We start from the raw sequence: 14,805 nt of genomic DNA, 5'->3' as shown, positions 1-14,805 counted from the left end.
TCAGTTGAGACGGAGTTTGTTTTCGGCAATGGCGTACAGCGGGCGCCACAGCAAACGGTTGAACAGAACGACAAACAGCGACATCACGCAGATGCCGAGCAGAATCTTGGGGAAGTCACCGGCAGCGGTCATCTGGGCGATATATGCGCCCAGGCCATGGGCTGCCAGCTTGTCATCGCCCCAGGACACCATTTCCGACACGATGCTGGCATTCCAGGCCCCGCCGGATGCGGTGATGGCACCGGTAATGTAGTAGGGGAAAATGCCAGGCAGCATGACTTGCCGCCACCATTGCCAGCCCTTGATGTGGAAATTGGTGGCCGCTTCGCGGAAGTCATTGGGGAAGGCACTGGCACCGGCCACCACATTGAACAGGATGTACCACTGGGTACCCAGCACGATCAGTGGCGACAGCCAGATATCCGGGTTCAGCTTGAAGTGGACAATGAATACCACGAACACCGGAAACAGCAGGTTGGCTGGGAAGGCCGCCAGGAATTGGGCAACCGGCTGAATCATCTCGGCCAGGCGCGGACGCAGGCCGATCAGCACGCCCAGCGGCACCCAGATGATGGAAGCCAGCGCAATCAGCAAGGTGACGCGGATCAGGGTGATGAAGCCCAGGCCAACCACCTTGAAGGTTTCACCCAGCCCCACTTCACTGCTGATGAAACTGTACAGTTTCCAGCTCACATAGCCGCACAGCAGTACCATGAAACTGCCCCATACAATATCCAGCCCGCGAGACACGCTGGAGTGGGACTCTGCGTGGATGGCACGCGGCAGACTGATGTTCAGGCGTAAGCGGGCGGTGGCTTTCAGCAGCTTGCCAAAAGGACGCAGCATCTGCTGGATGACGCGGGTGCGCTGGATCAGGTTCAGTACCCAGGATTCCGGTGCTGCTTGCGACATGGTGTCTTCCAGGCGGAATTTGTCGGCCCAGGCCACCAGCGGGCGGAACAGGAACTGGTCATAAATGATGATGACCACGGTCATGGTGAGAATCACCCAGCCCACCGCGGTCAGGTTCTTCTGTGCAATGGCCATGGCGAGGTAGGAACCGACGCCCGGCAGGGTGACGGTCTTGTCACCTACGGTGATGGCCTCGGACGCCACCACAAAGAACCAGCCGCCGGACATCGACATCATCATGTTCCAGATCATGCCCGGCATGGAGAAGGGCACTTCCAGCTTCCAGAACTTCTGCCAACCGGACAGGCGCAGGTTTTGCGACACTTCTTTCAGGTCGTTGGGCACGGTGCGCAGCGACTGGTAGAAGCTGAAGGTCATGTTCCAGGCTTGCGAGGTGAAAATTGCAAAAATGGCGGCAAATTCAGCACCCAGCACCCGGCCGGGAAACAAGGCCAGGAAAAACGTCACGGTAAACGAGATATAACCGAGCACCGGTACGGACTGCAGGATGTCCAGAATGGGCACCAGCAACTGGCCGGCGCGGCGGCTTTTTGCTGCCAGCGTGCCGTAGATCAGGGTGAACACGATGGACGCAAGCATGGCGGCCAGCATGCGCAAGGTGGTGCGCAAGGCATATTCGGGCAGATTGGCCGCATCCAGCGAGATGGGTTCAGTCTGCAAGGCGCTGATCGGGGCCCAGGTCCCTTGGATGCCGGTGGTGGCAAACAACAGGAAACCCAGAATCAGCGGGAAAGCAATCAAGTCCCAGCGATTGGGCAGCAGCCGCTTGGCTGTGGCGGGAATAAACGGACGGATAACGCTAGTCATCAGGCCTCTCCGATTGGTGTGGTTAACCTGGCGGTACGGTGCAGGCCCCGTTCCGCTTCTTCATCAGATGAGCACCATCTTTTGTTATGGCACGGCACGCCGTGGTCAAACATCAAACTGGCTCTGCAAATGCGCACGAATGATAACAAGGCATTCATAAAATTTTGATGAATTTTGACAATTTTTTGTATGGATTATGTAACGACATGATTTGGTAGAAAAATAGCGGTAAATCAGCCATTTGCCGGTCTTTATGCTGGTTTTGCCTTAATTGGCAAATCCGGATTCATTGTAATGATGTGCAACTACTTGTCATGGTGGCAATGACAGCTTGTCATGGCTGTCGTGTGGCGGCGAGAAGTTTGAGCCGCATGGCTTGATTCAGCGCAAGCTCGCCCCCATAACCTTGTTCTCGGGATGTGCTACACTTTCGGCTATTTTGTTTTATCGGCCCGTCCGGGCCTCTGGATTGGAATACATGATTTCCTCGCTACTCAAGAAAGTATTTGGCAGCCGCAACGACCGTCTGCTGAAGCAGTATCGTCAGGAAGTGGCGCGCATCAATGCCCTCGAAGATGGCATGAAAGCGCTGTCCGACGAGGCTTTGGCGGGAAAAACCGCCGAGTTCAAAAAGCGCATCGCTGATGGCGCATCGCTGGACAGTATCCTGCCGGAGGCCTTTGCCGTCTGCCGCGAGGCCTCGCGCCGCGTGCTGGGCATGCGTCACTTCGACGTGCAGCTGATTGGCGGCATGGTGCTGCACAACGGCAAGATTGCTGAAATGCGTACCGGCGAGGGCAAGACCCTGGTGGGCACCCTGCCGGTGTACCTGAATGCACTGACCGGTAATGGCGTGCATGTCATCACCGTCAACGATTACCTGGCCAGCCGTGATGCCGGCATCATGGGCCGCCTGTACAACTTCCTCGGCCTGACCGTGGGCGTGAACCTGTCGCAAATGGCGCATGACGACAAACAGGCCGCCTATGCCTGCGACATCACTTACGGTACCAATAACGAATTCGGTTTTGACTACCTGCGCGACAACATGGTGTTCACCACCGGTGAAAAAGTGCAGCGCAAGCTGGCTTTTGCCGTGGTCGACGAAGTGGACTCCATCCTGATCGACGAAGCGCGTACCCCGCTGATCATCTCCGGCCCGGCCGAAGACAATATCGACATGTACCAGCGCATGAACGCGGTACCGCCGCTGCTAAAACGTCAGGAAGCCGAAGACGGTGAGGGCGACTACTGGGTGGATGAAAAAGCCCATAGCGTGCTGCTGTCCGAAGCCGGTCACGAGCATTGCGAAGACATCCTGGTTCAGCTGGGCATGCTGAAGGAAGGCGACAGCCTGTATTCCGCCACCAACATCACCCTGATGCACCACCTGATGGCCGCCTTGCGCGCCCATTCGCTCTTCCATCTGGATCAGCACTACGTGGTGCAGGATGGTGAAGTGGTGATCGTGGATGAATTCACCGGCCGCCTGATGGCCGGCCGCCGCTGGTCCGAAGGCCTGCACCAGGCGGTGGAAGCCAAGGAAGGCGTGGAAATCAACCGCGAAAACCAGACCCTGGCATCCATTACCTTCCAGAACTACTTCCGCCTGTACGGCAAGCTGTCCGGCATGACCGGTACGGCCGATACCGAAGCCTACGAGTTCCAGAGCATCTATGGCCTGGAAACCGTGGTGATCCCCACCAACCGTCCGATGCAGCGCAAGGACGCGCAGGACAAGGTGTATCGTTCGGCACGCGAGAAGTACGACGCCATCCTGGCCGATATCAAGGACTGCCACGAGCGTGGCCAGCCGGTGCTGGTAGGTACCACCAGCATCGAAAACTCCGAGCTGATTGCCCAACTGCTGCAACAGGCCAAGCTGCCGCACAATGTGCTGAACGCCAAGGAACATGCGCGTGAAGCCGACATTGTGGTGCAGGCCGGTCGTCCGGGCGTGATTACCGTGGCCACCAATATGGCCGGTCGTGGTACCGACATCGTGCTGGGTGGCAACCCGGAACCGGAAATCCGCGCAGTACAGAAGGACGACAGCCTGACTGAGGCCGAGCAGAACGCCCGCGTCGAAGCCATCCGTGCCGAGTGGAAGCAACGCCACGACGCGGTACTGGCTGCCGGCGGCCTGCACATCATCGGTACCGAACGTCATGAATCGCGCCGTATCGACAATCAGCTGCGTGGCCGTTCCGGCCGTCAGGGCGACCCGGGCTCCTCCCGTTTCTACCTGAGCCTGGAAGACCCGCTGCTGCGCATTTTCGCCTCCGACCGGGTGGCCGCCATCATGGATCGTCTGAAAATGCCGGACGGCGAAGCCATCGAACACCCGTGGGTATCGCGCTCCATCGAAAACGCCCAGCGCAAGGTGGAAGGCCGCAACTTCGACATCCGCAAGCAATTGCTGGAATACGATGACGTGGCCAACGACCAGCGCAAGGTGATCTACCAGCAGCGTAACGACATCCTGCAGGATGAAGACGTCAGCGCCGTGGTCATCAATATGCGCGAAGGCGTGCTGTCCGACCTGGTAGACCTGCACCTGCCGCCGGAGTCCATGGAAGAACAGTGGGACCTGGTTGGCCTGGAGAAAACCCTGGAAGCCGAATTCCAGCTGGCCGCTCCGGTGGCCGACTGGATCAAGGCCGAATCCACCCTGGATATTCCGGACATCAAGGCCCGCATCATCCAGCAGGCTGCCGCTGCCTATCAGGCCAAGGTAGAGCTGGCTGGCGAGCAGGTGATGCGCCAGTTCGAACGCAGCCTGGTGCTGCAGATGCTGGATACCCACTGGCGTGAACATCTGGCCGCCATGGATCACCTGCGTCAGGGTATTCACCTGCGTGGTTATGCGCAGAAGAACCCGAAGCAGGAGTACAAGCGCGAAGCCTTCGAACTGTTTGCCGACATGCTGGAGCGCATCAAGCGCAGCGTGGTCAATGTCTTGATGACGGTGCAGATTCGCGGTCAGGAAGACGTGGACGCGGTCGAACCGCATCAGCATGGCGAGTACGAAATGCAGCACGCCGAGCCGGGTTCATCGCTGGGTGCAGCGGACGATGAGGACAATCCCTTGTCGCCCGACGCCCTGGCCGAGCAAGGCCTGCGCGTGAGCCGCAACGACCCTTGTCCCTGCGGCAGCGGTAAAAAATACAAGCAGTGCCATGGCCGCCTGGCCTGAGTCCGACCTCGTCTGACCATGCCATGAACCAGCAAACGCCCTGCTTTTATGCAGGGCGTTTTGCATAGGTGCAGCTACGTAGCCGGCTAGCTTTTGCAGTGCAGCAGATGGTAGGCAAATGGCCGCTCTGCTACCCTTGCAGCTTAATAAATATTGATAACACTGGCAGCGACAACATCATGACCCCAAGCGATACCCGTATTTACCTGGCATCCGGCAGCCCGCGTCGTCGCGAACTGCTGGAACAGCTGGGCGTGCATCTGGAACGTATCCACGCAGATATTGATGAATCCGTGCTGCCCGGCGAAGCCGCAGTGGCGTATACCGAGCGCCTGGCGCGCGAAAAAGCAGCTGCCGGTTGGGCCGTAGTGCAGAACTGCGGACTGCCTTCCCGCCCCTTGCTGTCCGCCGACACCACCGTGGTGCTGGATGGAGAAATTTTTGGCAAGCCGGCTGACGCGGCTGATGCTGCACGCATGCTGCGGGCGTTTTCCGGTCGCAACCATCAGGTGGTCACCAGCGTGGCCGTGCGTCAGGACGAGAGGGTCGAATTGCGCACCAGCATTACCGAAGTGCATTTCCGCGTGTTGAGCGATAGCGATATCCAGCGTTACATCGACAGTGGCGAACCGTTCGATAAGGCCGGTGCTTATGGCATCCAGGGCCTGGCGGCGGTGTTCATCGACCATATTGCCGGCAGCTATACCGGCGTGATGGGTCTGCCTATGTTTGAAACTGCCGAACTGCTGGGCCTGTTCGGCCACGCATTTCCTTGAGCGGAGACAAGACCATGCTGCATCAGTCCATTCCGCTGCCGCGCGACATTCAGCGCCCCAAGGAACAAATCCTCGTCAACATCACCCCGCAGGAAACCCGCGTAGCGGTGCTGGAGGACTCCATTGTGCAGGAGCTGCACGTGGAACGCGCCGCCAGCCGCGGCATTGTCGGCAACATCTATCTGGGCCAGGTCAAGCGCGTGCTGCCGGGCATGCAGAGTGCCTTCATCGAAATCGGCCTGGAACGCGCCGCCTTCCTGCACATCGCTGATGTGCTGGAGCAGCGCCAGCACCCTACCGAACCGCAACGCATCGAAAAAATGCTGTTCGAAGGCCAGACCGTACTGGTGCAGGTGATCAAGGACCCGATCGGCACCAAGGGTGCGCGGCTGTCCACGCAAATCTCGCTGGCCGGGCGCTTCCTGGTGCATTTGCCGCAGGAAGAACATATCGGCATCTCGCAAAAGATCGAGAGCGAGTCGGAACGCCACAGCCTGAAAGCACGGCTGGAAAAACTGCTGCCGCCCAGCACGCCGCGTGGCTACATCATCCGCACCAGCGCGGAAACCGCCACCGATACCGAGCTGCAGGCCGACATCGAATACCTGTCCAAGCTGTGGGCCGACATCCGCCACAAATCGCAGCACCTGCCGGCGCAAAGCCTGTTGTACGAAGACCTGCCGCTGGCGGTGCGCGTGCTGCGCGACATGGTGAGCGATACCACCGAACACGTGATTGTCGATTCGACCGAAAACTATAGCCGTATGGTGGAATTTGCCGAGCAATACGTGCAGTCTGCCGTGCGCAAAATCGAGCGCTATTCCGGCGAACGGCCGCTGTTCGAGCTGTTTTCCATCGAGGCGGAAATCGACAAGGCGCTGTCGCGGCGGGTGAACCTGAAGTTTGGCGGTTACCTGATCATCGACCAGACCGAGGCGATGACCACCATCGACGTCAACACCGGCGGCTTTGTCGGCAACCGCAATTTTGACGAAACCATTTTCAAGACCAATCTGGAAGCCACCCAGGCCATTGCCCGCCAGCTACGGCTGCGTAATCTGGGCGGCATCATCATTGTCGATTTCATCGACATGGACAATGAAGAGCACCAGACTGCGGTATTGAGCGAAGTGGCCAAGGCGCTGGCGCGCGACCGCACCCGTGTCACCCTCAACGGCTTTACCAGCCTGGGTCTGGTGGAAATCACCCGCAAGCGCACCCGCGAGAGCCTGGCGCACGTGTTGTGCGAACCCTGCCCCACCTGTCAGGGCCGTGGCGAAATCAAGACCGCCCAGACCGTGTGTTACGAGGTGCAGCGCGAGATCGTGCGCGAGGCACGCCAGTTCGACGCCAAGGGCTATCGCATTCTGGCGGCCCAACCAGTCATCGACATGTTCCTCGACGAAGAATCGCAAAGCCTGGCCATGCTGGTGGACTTCATCGGCAAGCCGATTTCGCTGTCGGTGGAAAGCACCTATACCCAGGAACAGTTTGACGTGGTCCTGTTGTAAGCACCGGCCCGGCATGGCCCGGGCCGCGTGGTCATGGAGTAACAAGCATGAAGCAAGATTCCGGCGACGCCCTGTGGCTCACCATTTTGCAGGAAGCCGAGCAGGCCGCGCGTGACGAGCCGCTGCTGGCCAGTTTTCTGCACATGACGGTATTGCGGCACAGCACGCTGGAAGACGTGCTGGCCTTTCACCTGTCCAGCAAACTGGCCAGCCCGGTGATGGACGCGCGCGCGCTGATGGAGCTGTTCCGCGAGGCACTGGCTTCGGACCCCAGCATCAGTGCTTCGGCCCGGGCGGATATTCGCGCCTGTTTCGAGCGCGACCCCGCCTGTGACAGCTATTCCACCCCCTTGCTGTATTTCAAGGGCTTTCATGCGCTGCAAAGCCAGCGCATCACCCACTGGCTGTGGCAGCAGCAGCGCAAGACACTGGCGCTGTTTTTGCAAAACCGCATTTCCGAAGTCACCGGGGCGGACATCCACCCGGCGGCCCGTATCGGCCAGGGCGTGATGCTGGACCACGGCACCGCGCTGGTGGTGGGGGAAACCGCCGTCATCGGCAATAACGTGTCCATCCTGCACGGCGTGACGCTGGGTGGCTCCGGCAAGGACCGGGGCGATCGTCACCCCAAAATCGGCGACGGCGTGATGCTGGGTGCCGGTGCCGCCGTGCTGGGTAATATCCGCGTGGGCGACTGTGCCAAGGTGGGCGCAGGCAGCGTGGTGCTGGAAGACGTGCCGCCGCACACCACCGTAGCCGGTGTACCGGCACGGGTGGTGGCGCAAACGGTGGAAGGCGCGATGCCAGCCCTCGACATGGACCAGCGCGTGTGACCCAGTCCACCGTGCACCTGCTGACCGGCCCTTCAGCCGCCCAGGCCTTGCGCACCCTGTTACCGGGGGATGAGGTGCTGGATGTGGTGGAAGACTTTGCCCACGGCCCGCTGGCCGATGCCGATGCCATCGACCCGCAGGCACGGGTGGCGTGGTGGAACCGCATCTGGTGGTCCATGCGCTGGCTGCCGGACATCGACGAAGCCTTTCTCAAGGACTACTGGCACTGCCGCAAGCAGTTGTTCCGCGTGTTTGCCCAGCGTCACCCGCTATGCCTGTGGCTGGGCGATGGCGCACATGACCGCTTGCTGCTGGCCATGGTGTGCGCCCATGCCCATGTCAGTCAGCCGGTAATGCGGGTGGAAGTCAGTGGCAAGGTGAGGGTGCAGCACAACGGGCATGTTGCCATGGGTATGTGCGATGCTGATGTGTTGCGCCCGTTGCTGGGCAGTGCGCAGCAACTGGACGTTTCGTCCCGTCAGGCCTTGGCTGCCGAGTGGGAGTACTGGCAGCAAGCTGCCCCAGGCTGGCGCGAACTGCACAATGGCCAGCTGCAGCAGCAGCCGGCAGACTGTTTCGATGCGGCCTTGCTGGCCGGTTTGCAGCAGCAAGTGCCACAAGCAGCAGCGCAGCTGGTGGGCAGGGTGATGGGGCAACATGTCATGGCCTTTGTGCCGGACAGCTATCTGTTCTGGCGGCTGGCCATGCTGGCTGAAGCGGGCAAGGTGGTGCTGACCCCGCAACCGGGCAGGCCACCCGAAGTCGCCTTGCGCTGATTCGCACCGTGCTGCTTTGCCTGTGGCGGCGGGGCGAGTAGAATCCGCCGCCGTGGTCCGTCCCGATCTTGCCTGACGGCCGCTTTCCGCAAGGATACCCTCGCATGAACGTCCGCATTGTCGACTACCGCGCAGCCGATGCTGCCGAACAATTCACCCGTTCCCTGCACGAAACCGGTTTTGGCGTGCTGGTCAACCACCCCATCGACCAGCAACTGGTGGAAAAAATCTACAGCGACTGGCTGGCTTTCTTCGGCAGCCCGCTAAAACACGATTACGCCTTTTCCGTGGAGAAGCAGGACGGTTATTTTTCCCCGGCCATTTCCGAGACCGCCAAGGGCGCCAGCCTGAAGGACATCAAGGAATACTTCCACATCTACCCCTGGGGCCGCGTGCCGCCACAGTTGGCCGACGATGCCCGCCGCTACTATGTCAGCGCCAATACGCTGGCGCGCGAGCTGCTGGGCTGGGTCGAGCAATACACCCCTGCCGACATCGCGGCCCACTACAGCGAACCCTTGTCCGGCATGATTGCCGACAGCCAGCAAACCCTGCTGCGGGTGCTGCATTATCCGCCGCTGACCGGCGAGGAAGCACCGGGCGCATTGCGAGCTGCTGCGCATGGTGACATCAATCTGCTCACCATCCTGCCCGCGGCCAGCGAGCCCGGCCTGCAAGTGCAGGACATGGCGGGAAACTGGGTGGATGTGCCCTGTGACTTCGGCATGCTGATCATCAATATCGGCGACATGCTGCAAGAGGCATCACGCGGCTACTATCCGTCCACCCGGCACCGGGTGGTGAATCCGCAAGGCGAAGCCGCGCGCAGCAGCCGGGTGTCGCTGCCGCTATTCCTGCATCCGCGCCCGGAAGTGGTCCTGTCGGAACGCCACACGGCCGGCAGTTATCTGGATGAGCGCCTGCGTGAACTGGGCGTGAAAAAATAAGACCGGTCAATTTGGTGTAAATGACTGTAAATGCCCTTCGGGGCATTTTTTTTTACTGCTAGGGTGGCTCTGTTTTGATTGTCCGGTGAGTTTCAAGGTGAATGTTCTGTGGCGCTGTCTTATTGCACCTGCGGCCCTTTCTTTAAGTGCCTGCAGCCTGATTACCTCACCGCTGGTGGCTGGTGTGCAATTGGCGAGTACCGCTGTCACATCGATTGCCAATATGGCACCCAATACCAGCACCAATGGCATGGCGCATCCGCATGACGAGTTGCGCAATATCTGTATCGAATTGAATGCCAATGTGATCGTGACGGATTTCATTCCCGAATTGCAAAAGCAATTGCGCGACCGGGAAATGGAAAGCCGCATTTATGCGCCAGGCAATGCACCGTCCGATTGTGAAGCCATGCTGTATTACACCGTGCTCACGCAATGGGGTTCACCCATGTTCAGCGATGATTTGCGGCCCTATATCACCGACATCAACCTGCTGCTGAAAAAGAATGGCAAGGTGCTGGCCAATGCCGCTTACCGGCTGGACGGCATGGCCTATGACAAGTGGAGTTCGACCGGCAGGAAGCTGTCGCCCTTGCTGAACAAGATGTTCTCCAGCGAAAACATGGCTCAGTGGCAGGGCAGCGGTGATGGTGCCAATGGCGCGGCTCGCTTTGAACAGGATGTCAGCAAGCGGGCCGGCGCAACAACTACCAGAAATTGATCAGCCCGGCGAAGAAGCGCTGGGCATCGGTGCGCGAAGCCACTTCGCTGGCGATACCGTTGACGATCTGCTCGATGCGGGCATCGCCCACATCACTGGAAGACACCACATTGCCCACCTTGATGTCACGCTTGTTCACAATGCCGGAAAAGCGCAGCACGGTGGTATTGCCACTGGCTGCCACCGCTTTTTCCCCGGCAATCGCCAGATAACCATTCGGCAGTACATCGGTGACCGACACCATCAGGCTGCCGCTGATCTGGTTGGAGTTGCTGACCTGGCCGGTGCCTTTGAGGCTGCTGCTGCCGGATGCCTTGCCGCTGTAATCAAAGATTTCCTTCAGCAGGCCACCCATGGATGACAAGGCGCCCGGGCCGGATTCGGAAATGGTGGAGGTGCGGTTGGAGGTGGTATTAGCGTTATTACTGGAAGTCAGGTTTTCCGCAATATTGATTTTCAGCGCGTCGCCAACATGACTGGCAATGGGCTCTTCAAACAGCAACATGGCTTTGTTGGGCTGATAGATGGAGCCAGGGCTGTCCTCTAATGCCACCGGGGTAAATTGTGGGCGGATATGTACTGGTGCAGTCACCAGCATTTGCGGAGAAGAACAGCCGGTGATGACGCCAGAAAAAAGCAAACCAGCCATTATTTTAATTGCCTGATTTTTCACGATATCACCCGCTTTCTCTTTGATTACTCCTTATTAATTCTATTGGCATGGAAAGTTAATTAGGGTTACCGTTGCCAAATTAAGGTAATAAGATGTAAAGCAATTGGCTCTGTCTCTTAACCATGCATAACGTAAATTTACATGGCAGCGATACTGACCATGTCATGGCGGATAACAGCCAATTAACGGTATGGGGAGAGCAAGATGAGCACAATCGGCGGTATCACCAATCAGACACCCACGACTTACCAGGTGCTGAAACAGGGTGCTAAGAAGGTGGCAGACGACGTGGAGTCGGTGGCGCGGGCGGCGGGAAGTGGCCTGGCAAGTGGTGCCAGCGGTACCGGCAGCGCCATCGCGCATGGCCTGACCGCGGCGGGCGATGGCCTGAGCACACTGGGGCGCACCATCAATACCCTGGTTTGAGCGGGCAAATGCCTTCCGGCCCGGCCCGGTGTCTGTGGCGCCAGCCACTGCCCAGGCCGGGTTCGGGACAAGGGGCGGAGGGCTTGTCGCTGTCCCTCAGCAAAAGCGGGCCATCCTGACGTAATTGCGCACCGAAATCGGCCAGTTCGCCAGGGAAGTCTTCCGTACCGATGTACTTCTGGCGCAGCCGTTTGAGCTCGCCGTTTCTTGCCAGCGCATCCAGGGCATTCTGCAGCTGCCTGATGGTGGCATCCGGGGTTTGCCAGTTCAGGGCAAACCAGTACTGTGCCTGACCATCCAGCAGCGCTACCGGGCGAATCTGCTGGTCCGGCATGCCGGATTGCCGCAGTTGCCAGTGCATGGCCCAGTCCAGCATGGCCACCATGTCCACACGGCCCATGCTCAGCTTGGCCAGGTTGCTGGCATCATCCGGCGCATTGTCCTGCTCTATTCCCGGGCGCAAACCCAGCTGTTCCAACTGTTTTTGCGAGGCAGAGGCAAAAATGGTACCGATACGCCATTGTCCCAGCTGCCGGATATCGGTGAGCCGGATGTCCTCGCGCTTGCTCAGCCGGTACAGATAAATATGGCGTTTGCCGATGGGGCCAACCCAGCGGAACTGGTTTTCCCGCTCTGGCGTGCGCACGGTACTGAACAACATGGTATCCGGCGTGGTTTGCACCGTGGCATAAGCGCGCGACCAGGGCAGCAGTTGCAGCCTGAGCGCCAGGCCGGCCTTGCTGGCCATGGCAGTCAGCAAGTCGCTGGCAAAGCCACTCACCTGCTGGCCTTGCAGATAATTCAGCGGCGGTAATTCCTCGGTATAGGCAGTCAGCCCGGCCGCGTAGGAAGGGGGGAGCAGCATGAGGAATAACGCGACAAGCAGGCGTGAGCGCATGAGGAGAGAGGCGGTTGTTTGACAGAAATTAACCTGTCGCTGCCTGTCAGGCAAGCCTGTCCACGGCTTGCCGGTCAGCTGGTGTAAAATGCCCCCTATCAACCACGCCCTGAAGAAATGCCTGTCATGAGTGAGCTTTTAGCCGGATTGAATAATGAACAGCTGCGTGCCGTCACCTGGCCGGCCAAAAGTGCGCTGGTACTGGCAGGGGCGGGCAGCGGCAAGACACGGGTACTGACCACCCGCATTGCCTGGCTGATTGCCACCGGTCAGGTCAATCCCTCCGGCATTCTGGCGGTCACCTTTACCAACAAGGCGGCGCGGGAAATGCATACCCGGCTGGGCGCCATGGTGCCGGTGAATGTCCGTACCATGTGGATTGGTACTTTCCACGGTCTGTGCAACCGTTTCTTGCGTGCCCATTACCGTGATGCCGGTTTGCCGCAGGCCTTCCAGATTCTGGACTCGGCCGACCAGCAAGCTGCCATCAAGCGCCTGCTCAAAAGCCTGGAACTGTCGGACGAAAAATATCCGCCGCGCGCCGTGCAAAGCTTCATCAACGGCAACAAGGAAGCCGGTCTGCGTGCCGACCGCCTGCCGCCGGCCTTGAACCCCTACGAGGCCAAGCTGGTGGAGCTGTATGCCGCCTACGATGCGCAGTGCCGTCGCGAAGGCGTGGTGGACTTTGCCGAACTGCTGCTGCGCAGCTATGAATTGCTACAGGCCAATGCCGCCTTGCGCGCCCATTATCAGGGCCGCTTCCGCCATATTCTGGTGGACGAGTTTCAGGATACCAACCGCCTGCAATACGCCTGGCTCAAGCTGTTGTCCGGCGAGCACAACGTGCTGTTTGCCGTGGGGGATGACGACCAGTCCATCTACGCCTTCCGTGGTGCCGAGGTTGGCAATATGCGCGCCTTGCTGACCGACTTCCAGGTGGCCGAGCCTGTAAGGCTGGAGCAGAACTACCGCTCGGTGGGCACCATCCTGAATGCCGCCAATGCCCTGATCGAACGCAACGATGGCCGCCTGGGCAAGAATCTGTGGACCGACGCGGGCGAGGGCGAGCAGATTCGCCTGTACGAAGCCTATTCCGATGGCGATGAAGCCCAGTTCATCATCGATGAAGTGAAGAACCTGCAGCGCGAAGGCATGAACCTGTCGGACATGGCCATCCTGTACCGCTCCAATGCCCAGTCACGGGTGCTGGAACATGTATTGGTGAATGCCCAGCTGCCTTACCGCATTTATGGCGGCCTACGCTTTTTCGAGCGACAGGAAGTCAAGCACGCGCTGGCCTATTTGCGCCTGGTCAGCAACCCGGACGACGACAATGCCCTGCTGCGTGTCATCAATGTTCCGGCGCGCGGGATTGGTGCCCGCACCGTGGAAAACCTGCAAGCCATCAGCCGCGAGCAGGGTGTCACCCTGTGGCAGGCCTGCTGCGCCGCCGGGGGTGGCCGTACCGCCGCCAAGCTGGGCGAGTTTGTGCTGCTGATCGAAGCCTTGCGCAACAAGAGCACCGACATGACGCTGGCGGAAACGGTCAGCCTGATCATCGACCACTCCGGCCTGCGCGCCATGTACGAGCAGGACAAAAAAGAAGGCGAAGAGCGGCTGGCCAACCTGGACGAACTGGTCAGCGCCGCAGCCGGTTTCTTCCCTGACCAACCGGAGCTGGCCATTGTCGAATTCCTCAGTGCGGCCAGCCTGGAGGCCGGTGAACATCAGGCCGAAGCCGGCGAGGACGCCCTGCAATTGATGACGGTGCATGCGGCCAAGGGGCTGGAGTTCGATGCCGTGTTTGTCTCCGGTCTGGAAGAAGGCTTGTTCCCGCACGAAAACAGCATGAACGACAGCAAGGGTCTAGAGGAAGAGCGCCGCCTGATGTATGTGGCTGTCACCCGCGCGCGCAAACGCTTGTACCTGAGCTGCGCGCAGAGTCGCATGTTGCACGGCCAAAGCCGCTATCCCATTCGTTCGCGTTTCGTGGAAGAAATTCCAGCTGAGCTGGTGCGGGTACTGTCTGCTACAGTAAAACCTGTGCCGCCAGCAAGCCCGCGCCGCGCGCCCTGGCTGGATGAGGCGGCGGCTCCGGCTGCCAGCGTCTCCTTGCAGGGCTTTCGCATTGGCCAGGGGGTCAGTCACGCCAAGTTCGGTTCCGGCGTGGTGATCAATGCCGAAGGGAGTGGCAGTGATGTGCGCTTGCAGATCAATTTTGCTGAACACGGGCTGAAGTGGCTGGATTTACGCTACGCCAAACTGACCGCCGAATAATGACATTTCAGCCAGGCTGGCAGATGATGAC

General features: G+C 59.6%; 12 protein-coding genes. 9 read left to right on the top strand and 3 right to left on the bottom strand.

Going from position 1 to position 14,805, the window contains the following annotated elements:
* Complete coding sequence (locus HWX34_RS06215; protein WP_178971430.1) at window positions 1-1,740, bottom strand: ABC transporter permease subunit; 1,740 nt, start codon at window positions 1,738-1,740, stop codon at window positions 1-3.
* Window positions 1,741-2,218: 478 nt separating this feature from the next.
* On the opposite strand from HWX34_RS06215, the gene secA reads away from it, so the two are divergent.
* The 7 genes from secA (at window position 2,219) to HWX34_RS06180 (ending at window position 10,500) form a co-directional block, all read left to right on the top strand.
* Window positions 2,219-4,936: a preprotein translocase subunit SecA gene (secA, locus tag HWX34_RS06210; protein ID WP_178971429.1), complete on the top strand. Its 2,718-nt coding sequence runs from the start codon at window positions 2,219-2,221 to the stop codon at window positions 4,934-4,936.
* A gap of 179 nt (window positions 4,937-5,115) precedes the next feature.
* Complete coding sequence (locus HWX34_RS06205) at window positions 5,116-5,712, top strand: nucleoside triphosphate pyrophosphatase (protein ID WP_178971428.1); 597 nt, start codon at window positions 5,116-5,118, stop codon at window positions 5,710-5,712.
* A 14-nt stretch (window positions 5,713-5,726) separates the two neighbouring features.
* Window positions 5,727-7,223 carry a ribonuclease G gene (rng, locus tag HWX34_RS06200; RefSeq protein WP_045846438.1) on the top strand — a complete coding sequence of 499 codons (1,497 nt, stop codon included), beginning with the start codon at window positions 5,727-5,729 and terminating at the stop codon, window positions 7,221-7,223.
* A gap of 47 nt (window positions 7,224-7,270) precedes the next feature.
* On the top strand, window positions 7,271-8,056 hold the full coding sequence (gene cysE / locus HWX34_RS06195) for a serine O-acetyltransferase (RefSeq protein WP_178971427.1): 786 nt from the start codon (window positions 7,271-7,273) through the stop codon (window positions 8,054-8,056).
* Window positions 8,053-8,832, top strand: a complete 780-nt coding sequence (locus HWX34_RS06190; protein WP_178971426.1) for a DUF3658 domain-containing protein — start codon at window positions 8,053-8,055, stop codon at window positions 8,830-8,832. Before cysE ends, HWX34_RS06190 begins: the two co-directional genes overlap by 4 nt.
* Before the next feature lie 104 nt (window positions 8,833-8,936).
* Window positions 8,937-9,779, top strand: coding sequence for an isopenicillin N synthase family oxygenase (locus HWX34_RS06185; RefSeq protein WP_178971425.1), 843 nt, complete (start codon window positions 8,937-8,939; stop codon window positions 9,777-9,779).
* Window positions 9,780-9,969: 190 nt separating this feature from the next.
* Window positions 9,970-10,500, top strand: a complete 531-nt coding sequence (locus HWX34_RS06180) for a cell division protein FtsI (protein WP_178971424.1) — start codon at window positions 9,970-9,972, stop codon at window positions 10,498-10,500.
* Here the strand turns inward: HWX34_RS06180 and HWX34_RS06175 are convergent.
* Window positions 10,487-11,149, bottom strand: coding sequence for a flagellar basal body L-ring protein FlgH (locus tag HWX34_RS06175; protein WP_178971423.1), 663 nt, complete (start codon window positions 11,147-11,149; stop codon window positions 10,487-10,489). The two genes, HWX34_RS06180 and HWX34_RS06175, sit on opposite strands and share 14 nt — an antisense overlap.
* 228 nt (window positions 11,150-11,377) lie before the next feature.
* On the opposite strand from HWX34_RS06175, the gene HWX34_RS06170 reads away from it, so the two are divergent.
* Window positions 11,378-11,599, top strand: coding sequence for a hypothetical protein (locus HWX34_RS06170; protein ID WP_178971422.1), 222 nt, complete (start codon window positions 11,378-11,380; stop codon window positions 11,597-11,599).
* Here the strand turns inward: HWX34_RS06170 and HWX34_RS06165 are convergent.
* Entirely contained in the window at window positions 11,583-12,464 is an 882-nt protein-coding gene (locus tag HWX34_RS06165; RefSeq protein WP_218645072.1) for an ABC transporter substrate-binding protein, read from the bottom strand. The genes HWX34_RS06170 and HWX34_RS06165 overlap by 17 nt on opposite strands.
* 159 nt (window positions 12,465-12,623) lie before the next feature.
* Here HWX34_RS06165 and uvrD point away from each other — a divergent pair, with 159 nt between their 5' ends.
* Window positions 12,624-14,774 (top strand): DNA helicase II, encoded by a 2,151-nt coding sequence (gene uvrD / locus HWX34_RS06160; protein ID WP_178971420.1) that lies wholly within the window; start codon window positions 12,624-12,626, stop codon window positions 14,772-14,774.
* The last annotated feature ends 31 nt before the right edge of the window (window positions 14,775-14,805 follow it).

Source organism: Aquitalea sp. LB_tupeE (assembly GCF_013391415.1).
In the GTDB taxonomy this organism is placed as follows: domain Bacteria; phylum Pseudomonadota; class Gammaproteobacteria; order Burkholderiales; family Chromobacteriaceae; genus Aquitalea.
The sequence above is the reverse complement of the archived record's forward strand: the minus strand, read 5'-3'. Positions and strand labels throughout refer to the sequence as shown.

Bases quoted from the DNA above. Each gene is read 5' to 3' on its own strand.
- HWX34_RS06215 (WP_178971430.1), bottom strand. From the start codon at position 1,740: ATGACTAGCGTTATCCGTCCGTTTATTCCCGCCACAGCCAAGCGGCTG.
- secA (WP_178971429.1), top strand. From the start codon at position 2,219: ATGATTTCCTCGCTACTCAAGAAAGTATTTGGCAGCCGCAACGACCGT.
- HWX34_RS06205 (WP_178971428.1), top strand. From the start codon at position 5,116: ATGACCCCAAGCGATACCCGTATTTACCTGGCATCCGGCAGCCCGCGT.
- rng (WP_045846438.1), top strand. From the start codon at position 5,727: ATGCTGCATCAGTCCATTCCGCTGCCGCGCGACATTCAGCGCCCCAAG.
- cysE (WP_178971427.1), top strand. From the start codon at position 7,271: ATGAAGCAAGATTCCGGCGACGCCCTGTGGCTCACCATTTTGCAGGAA.
- HWX34_RS06185 (WP_178971425.1), top strand. From the start codon at position 8,937: ATGAACGTCCGCATTGTCGACTACCGCGCAGCCGATGCTGCCGAACAA.
- HWX34_RS06175 (WP_178971423.1), bottom strand. From the start codon at position 11,149: ATGGCTGGTTTGCTTTTTTCTGGCGTCATCACCGGCTGTTCTTCTCCG.
- HWX34_RS06170 (WP_178971422.1), top strand. From the start codon at position 11,378: ATGAGCACAATCGGCGGTATCACCAATCAGACACCCACGACTTACCAG.
- HWX34_RS06165 (WP_218645072.1), bottom strand. From the start codon at position 12,464: ATGCTGCTCCCCCCTTCCTACGCGGCCGGGCTGACTGCCTATACCGAG.
- uvrD (WP_178971420.1), top strand. From the start codon at position 12,624: ATGAGTGAGCTTTTAGCCGGATTGAATAATGAACAGCTGCGTGCCGTC.